Here is a 6,620-nt window from a genome sequence, read left to right as displayed (position 1 = left end):
GATTTCTCGACGACGACTTACGAGGGAACCAACTGCTTGCGGGGGAACATCAGATTTGGGAAAACGCCGGCCTTGAGTTCAAGGCCGTACAACGTCTTCTCTTGCACGTCACCACACACTCGCCACGCCCTCACGCACGAAGTGACTTGCTCCAGACACTCTCCTGGCTTCGCAGACGCAGCCCAACAGGCCCTCTGCCCGGTTCGCGGGAACCCTCTCAACACAAGACATTAGTAAAATCTAAAATTAGCAACTTGTAAATAACCAAGTTAACAATTTATTAATTGTGGACCATGAGTAACTACTTTCGGTCGACATCAAATGGCGCGCATGGGCCGAACGCATCGAAAAATCCGAGGCTTAAGGGTGCCCTCTGGTTCGCGTCGAACCCTCGATGTCGCGGCGGAATTTGCGCCTCAGCGATTGGGTCGACGGGAAATTCTGTTCTTAACCCTCTGGTCCCGAGCGACCGCAAGACCCTTGCTGCGACGGAAAGCGCTGGCTAAACAATGGACGGGTTGAGGCAGCACTTGGCTGTGAAGGGGCAATCGTTCTTTGCAACAAAGGTCATGCAAATGGCCAAGGCGACGGGATGATGCATGAGATATAAAGCCGGACAAAGGCGCAGGAATTCCCTTCAACAATTTCCAGCAGCGTGTAACGAACGCCACTCCGCCAAGGGATTAGCATGAGCACCATCGGCCTGTGCATGATCGTCAAGAACGAGGCAAAGGTCATCTTGCAATGCCTCGCCAGCGCGCTTCCTCTCGTTGACTACGTGCTCGTCATCGACACGGGTTCCGAGGACGGCACGCAGGACCTCATCCGTACCTTCCTGACCCTGCACAATGTCAAAGGCACAGTCATCGACGAGCCTTGGCGGGACTTTGCGTACAACCGTACCTTTGCCCTTGACCGCCTGCGTGAAGTCGAGACGGTCGACTACGCCATGATCATCGACGCCGACGACGTCGTGGTCCAAGACGCTGACTTCGATCCGATCGCGTTCAAGTCGAACATGGAACACGATCTCTACGACGTCGAGGTGTCCCATGGGGGCATTTCGTTTTATCGCCCGCAGATTTGCCGCAACCGGCTTCCCTTCTCCTTCAAGGGCGTGCTGCACGAATATCTCGAGGCCCCTCCCGGCCATCTCACACGCGAGACCGCCAAGGGTTTTCGCGTGGCGACGGGGCGTGGCGGAGCACGCAGTCAAAACCCGCGAAAGTACCAGGACGACGCGGCGGTTCTTGAAAACGCGCTTGCTACGGAGACCGACCCGTTCCTTATTTCGCGATACACCTTCTATCTGGCGCAGAGCTATAGGGATTCCGGAGAACGTGAAAAATCGCTGGCAAACTATCTGAAGCGCGCCGAGCTGGGCTTCTGGGACGAGGAAATCTATGTCAGCCTGCTCGAAGCGGGCAATCTCATGGCAGCGCTGGGACGGCCATTCGACGAGGTCGTTGCAATCTTTGAGCGTGCGACGCAGGCCGTTCCCGCCCGCGCTGAAGCTCTTCACGCCGCGAGCCTCTATTGCCGCACCCAGGGCCGGAACGCGGAGGGAGCGGAATTTGCGCGTCGAGGGCTCGACCTTGCACAACCCCCCGGACTTTTCATACAGCCTTGGGTCTACGATTACGGATTGCTCGACGAGTTTGCCGTCAATGCCTACTGGACAGGCGCTTACCGGGATTCACTCGACGCCTGTCTGAAATTGCTCGCCAGCGAAAAATTGCCGGCGGAAATGGCGAAGCGCGTGGTAGCCAACGCGCGTTTCGCCACTGACAAGCTTCCGGTGCATGAACCGTCGAATCTCGGGGCGTTCGGGACAGAGAGCTTGATCGATCAGCACAAGCTTATCCGGCAGCGTTCGCTGCGGTCGCGCCTGAAGGGTTCACCGCGCATCCTGATTGCAATCCTGGCAAAGCAGAAGGAACTGGCACTGCCGCTTTACCTCGAGTGCATCGAGGCGCTCGACTACCCGAAGGCATCGATCGTCCTATACATCAGGACAAACAACAATACCGACAGGACCGAGCATATACTGCGCGAATGGGTAGAGCGCGTGGGTCACCTCTATGCTGCGGTCGAAATCGACGCCTCGGACGTCGTCGATCGTGTTGAGCAGTTTGGCGAGCACGAATGGAATGAGACGCGCTTCAGAGTGCTTGGCCGAATCCGCAACATAAGTCTGCGGAAAACGCTCGAGCACGGCTGCGATTTCTATTTCGTGGCCGACGTCGACAATTTCGTGCGATCGGCCACGCTGCGAGAACTTGTCGCGCTTGATTTGCCAATCGTCGCGCCTCTGCTTCGCTCTATCTCGCCGGGCCAATATTATTCGAACTATCATGCCGAGATCGATGCCAACGGGTATTATCTGCAGTGCGATCAGTATGGTTGGGTGCTCAACCGCCACGTGCGCGGCGCCATCGAGGTGCCGCTCGTGCATTGCACATATCTTGTCCGGGCTGACGTGCTGACCGAACTGACATACGAGGACGGCACATCGCGGTACGAGTACGTTGTCTTTGCTGCCAGCGCCAGAAAGGCCGGAATCGTCCAGTATATGGATAACCGACAAGTCTATGGCTACATCACCTTTGGCGATGGCCAATACCATGTGAGTGATGGCATCGAGCGGGCTCGAGCGCTGTTGCATGGTGCGGGCGATACCTCCGCATTCACTGCCGCCACGCCCTCTGTCTCCGGGACGATGCCAGCCCGGCCTGTCGAGCCGACGGGTTCCCCGAAAATTCACCTGATAAACCTAGACCGCAGCATCGAGCGCTGGAGCAGGTACCAAAGTAACAACTGGCATCTATTGAACAATACCGTTCGCGTATCAGCCGTTGACGGCACTTCTCTCGACAGGGAGGCGCTCATCAAGGAAGGTCTGATTACCAGTGATTGTCCGTATCCCCCGGGCACGTTGGGGTGCGCTCTATCCCATATCAGCTTGTGGAAGCTGTCGGCTTCAGAAAACAAGACTATAACTATTTTCGAAGACGATATTCGGTCATCGTTTCGATTCACGGAGGAATCCACCAGTATTATATCTCAAGCACGGGCAGATTGGGATATCATACAGTGGGGCTATATATTTGACCCATCCTTTCTCTGGCTTGACCTTGGTTTCTCAAAAGCCAAAATGGAATTCTACGATCGTCAATATACTAATAGAACTGCCTTGTTCCAGTCCGAGAACTTCTCCAGATTCCTTATCAAGGTAGAGCATTCGTTTGGGCTTCAGGCATACACAATCACACCAAGGGGTGCGCGGATACTTCTGGAAAAGTGTCTGCCGCTCCGCAGCAGACTTATCCCGTTTCCTGGAACTGGCGTCGTACTTGACGACACGGGCATTGACTGCGCGATGTGTGCGGCATACGGCTCGATGCAAGCTTTTCTTTGCATGCCGCCACTCGTTATTCTAGACGATGAGCAACCTTCAGATCGAGTGGCGACGGATCAGGGGTGAGCCTTGAAGGACTCTACCTCGATCGCTGGCGAACGGTCGTTCTATTCATGGCCTCACGGGTAAGGAAGAATTCCTAACACCTGAATGATTACAGCAAATTTTCGCTTTTCTAGATCAGAAAGAGTTGCAACCTTGTCGCGCCTCTTCGTAAAAAGGGCATCAAACTCGACTGCATCGCCATCGAAGTGCGGTACTTGATTAAGCTGGCGTAGGGCGAAACCGAAATCGCCCAGAATGTCGACTATGTCACCAATCAGCTTTTGTCCTCGATATATCGGAACAACATGCGTTTCCAGCTCGATAGCCAAACAGGATTCCAGAAGGTGGCCGAAACCAAGCAGAACTTCGTATTCAAGACCTTGGACGTCTATTTTTATAACATCCGGTGACGGAACCGCGCTTGCGCGGAACAATTCGTCATATCGAACACATTCGACCTCTTGCATGCTGACAACGTTGAAGACACGGGCTACTGAGTAGTTCTGCAGGATCTCAAAATTTGGCTCTCGCAAAGACGAGCAGTATGATCCGGCAGTAATATACAGCTTTTGGGGGCCAGAAGTGTTTGCCAGCGCCTTTTCCACCACTTGCGCGCCCGGAATTCGATCGAGGGTTTGTCGTATCACCGTCGCTTCCGACGACAAGGGTTCGAACACGACGGGCGTAATATGATCGGCTCGCAGCATCCACTTGAGCTGTAGCCCTCCTTGGCCGCCAACATCGACGAGGGTGATCCGCTCCTCTGCCGGCGTGCGAGACAACTCGGGGTATGCATCAAACGTTTCAACCAGAACGCTCAAGAGTGCAAACTGTTCGAGTCCAGTGCCGGCGTAGACGGGACGACCATTGTCGGAGCAGCCTATTGAGAGAGACCCGTGGCAACTCAAAAAGCTCACATCGATCTCGATCGTGTCATCTGGATGAGCGTTGATCGAAATGGTGTGACTGATACCCCTGTTTATTATGGTGCCGTCGAGTGCAATTTCGGCAACATCCAAAGAACCATAGTGATGGATATAGAAGTTTGTGGTGGTCGTGGGCAAGAATCTGAGGACGCACCTCATCCGAACCATTCGAAACAGAAAAGCTGAATCGTGAAGTCGTAGAAGATGCCAGTCACGGCGGTCACTGTCGCGAACGACCAAAGCTCCGCCAACGATATGAGTCGACATTTCGTGGACGACCTGCCAGCTTGATAAAGCATCGCCAACATACGTTTTGGAAAAGATCACCTCGCCCACCCTCGAGTCCCCTAGCCGCTTCCGAGTAGTTCAACTCTCAAGGGGTCTACGCTTAGACCTCGGCCGATGACAGAACAAGCTGGACTTCCTATTTTTCTCTTTGCAGGGCAACATGGTCGAGTTTCGAAGTTGCTGCGACGAGATCTCCTAAATTTGCTAGCAGGTTCAGTGGCCGGCAGCCTCACACCAGTGGCGTTGACACCCTCGGGCGGTTGGAGCACAGGCTACGGGGTCATGTCTTCCCCACCTTCCTCAGCTAGCTCGCAACCAAACCTCCTCACCGCCCCCATCGAGCTTGCCGGCGACTGGGGCCACATGCTTGAGGGAGCCGCTGATCAGGTCGTCGAACGCATGCGGCATGCATGCCTCGACGGCGTCCGCCTGCTGTCCGACCGCCAGCCGACGCGCCTGCGTGTCGACGAGCACACTTCCGGCACGCCGGCAATCTGGCTGCATCCGGACGGCAGCAGTATGGCCTGGATCATCGTCGATATCGGCGAGCGTGACTGGTCGAAGCTCGCCTACCAGTTCGGGCACGAACTCGGCCATGTGCTGTGCAACAGCTGGCAGCCGGACGCCAAGCCGGCGCCGCCTTGCCAATGGATCGAGGAAACCATGGTGGAGGCTCACTCGCTGCGAGGGCTCGCACGTCTGGCGAAAAGCTGGAAGGAGGCGCCACCCTTCGCAGGCGACAATGCCTTCGGCGATGCCATCGCCCGGTACCGCCAGGACATCATCGATCGTTATGCAGCGCTGGCTGAAAGCCAGGGGCTCACGCGCGACGCCGCTGCGTGGTTCGCCGACCACCGCGGCGAGATCGAAATGCCCGCTCTTAATCCGTTCGCCCAGGCAATGTCGCTGACCATCCTCGCCGAATACGGCCGCGCGCCGGACTGCGTAGAGGCTTTGGGGGCACTCAACCGCTGGCCCGGCCGCACCAGCATGCCGATCGCCGAGTACCTCGGACACTGGGAGGCGAGTTGTGTCGAATTGCGCGCTTCGCCCAGATTGCCGATCCGCCTGCGTGATCTGCTGCACGTTCAACAGCGGGCCAAGTGAAGAGCGCTTAGGCCGGTAGGTACGGACCGGCTTAGCCTGCGCTCGATGACCGTGTCCGGTCAAAGACATGTCGGTCGTTTCCTTGCTCGCGGGCTCACACGCACATTGGCATGGCATCTCGGCTCGCGGCGCTTTTCGGCGCCGAGTCCGCCATCGTGAGTTCTGGCAGGACTGGTCAGGCCGCGCGACATGCAACATGGGCCGGAATCGCGACCTGAGCGCGATACCCATCAACTTGTCGAACTCGAAATTATGGCTCGATTCAATCGTGTGCGTGGAATTCGGTTCAAAGCGGTAGTCGACAGATTGAACCGGAAGAGTCTGGCGGCGTTATCGGGTCTGGAATGGCAATCTTTTGGAGGATGAAATGCCCAATACTGGAACAACACGTGGACGCAACCAGGACCGCGCGAAGGTCGCTGGGGGGCAGGATCACGAAGTGAAATACGAGGCGGGTAAGACCGGAGCGAGCAAGGCCGACGTGAAGTCAGCCGTGAAATCGGTCGGGAACAGCCGCAAGAAGGTCGAGGATAAGCTAGGTAAGAACTGAACCACGGGGTCCGGCTAGATGCTCCGGGTTGCCACGTTCAATGTAAACGGCGTCAATGGTCGTCTGCCGGTCCTCATCGCGTGGCTAAAGGCCACGCGCTATGACGTCGTCTGCCTTCAAGAACTCAAAACCTCGGACGAGAAATTTCCGGCCGAGGCGATCGGCGATGCTGGCTATGGCGCGATCTGGCACGGCCAGAAATCCTACAACGGCGTCGCTATCCTGGCTCGCGGAGCTGACCCGATCGAGCGCCGACGCGGGCTTCCTGGCGACCCTGACGATAGCC

The 6,620-nt window shown here is 56.5% G+C and carries 5 protein-coding genes; 4 read left to right on the top strand and 1 reads right to left on the bottom strand.

Annotated features, from left to right (window positions below; translation table 11 throughout):
* Positions 1-688: 688 nt before the first annotated feature.
* Entirely contained in the window at positions 689-3,484 is a 2,796-nt protein-coding gene (locus EN884_RS20280) for a glycosyltransferase family 25 protein (RefSeq protein WP_063170477.1), read from the top strand.
* A gap of 53 nt (positions 3,485-3,537) precedes the next feature.
* Here the strand turns inward: EN884_RS20280 and EN884_RS20275 are convergent, their stop codons facing one another.
* Positions 3,538-4,725, bottom strand: a complete 1,188-nt coding sequence (locus EN884_RS20275; protein WP_082826729.1) for an FkbM family methyltransferase — start codon at positions 4,723-4,725, stop codon at positions 3,538-3,540.
* Positions 4,726-4,893: 168 nt separating this feature from the next.
* On the opposite strand from EN884_RS20275, the gene EN884_RS20270 reads away from it, so the two are divergent.
* The 3 genes from EN884_RS20270 to EN884_RS20260 form a co-directional block, all read left to right on the top strand.
* Positions 4,894-5,784 carry a hypothetical protein gene (locus EN884_RS20270; protein WP_244514450.1) on the top strand — a complete coding sequence of 297 codons (891 nt, stop codon included), beginning with the start codon at positions 4,894-4,896 and terminating at the stop codon, positions 5,782-5,784.
* 367 nt (positions 5,785-6,151) lie between these two features.
* The gene (locus tag EN884_RS20265; RefSeq protein WP_063170480.1) at positions 6,152-6,334 is read left to right on the top strand and encodes a DUF3606 domain-containing protein; all 183 of its coding nucleotides are present in this window, start codon (positions 6,152-6,154) and stop codon (positions 6,332-6,334) included.
* Between the two features lie 18 nt (positions 6,335-6,352).
* Positions 6,353-6,620: endonuclease/exonuclease/phosphatase family protein (locus tag EN884_RS20260; RefSeq protein ID WP_206617612.1), on the top strand; the 268-nt coding region annotated here is incomplete at its 3' end.

The organism is Mesorhizobium sp. M7A.F.Ca.AU.001.01.1.1 (genome assembly GCF_004022735.1).
Lineage (GTDB): Bacteria > Pseudomonadota > Alphaproteobacteria > Rhizobiales > Rhizobiaceae > Mesorhizobium > Mesorhizobium ciceri.
This window is presented reverse-complemented; position numbering and strand designations above follow the sequence as displayed.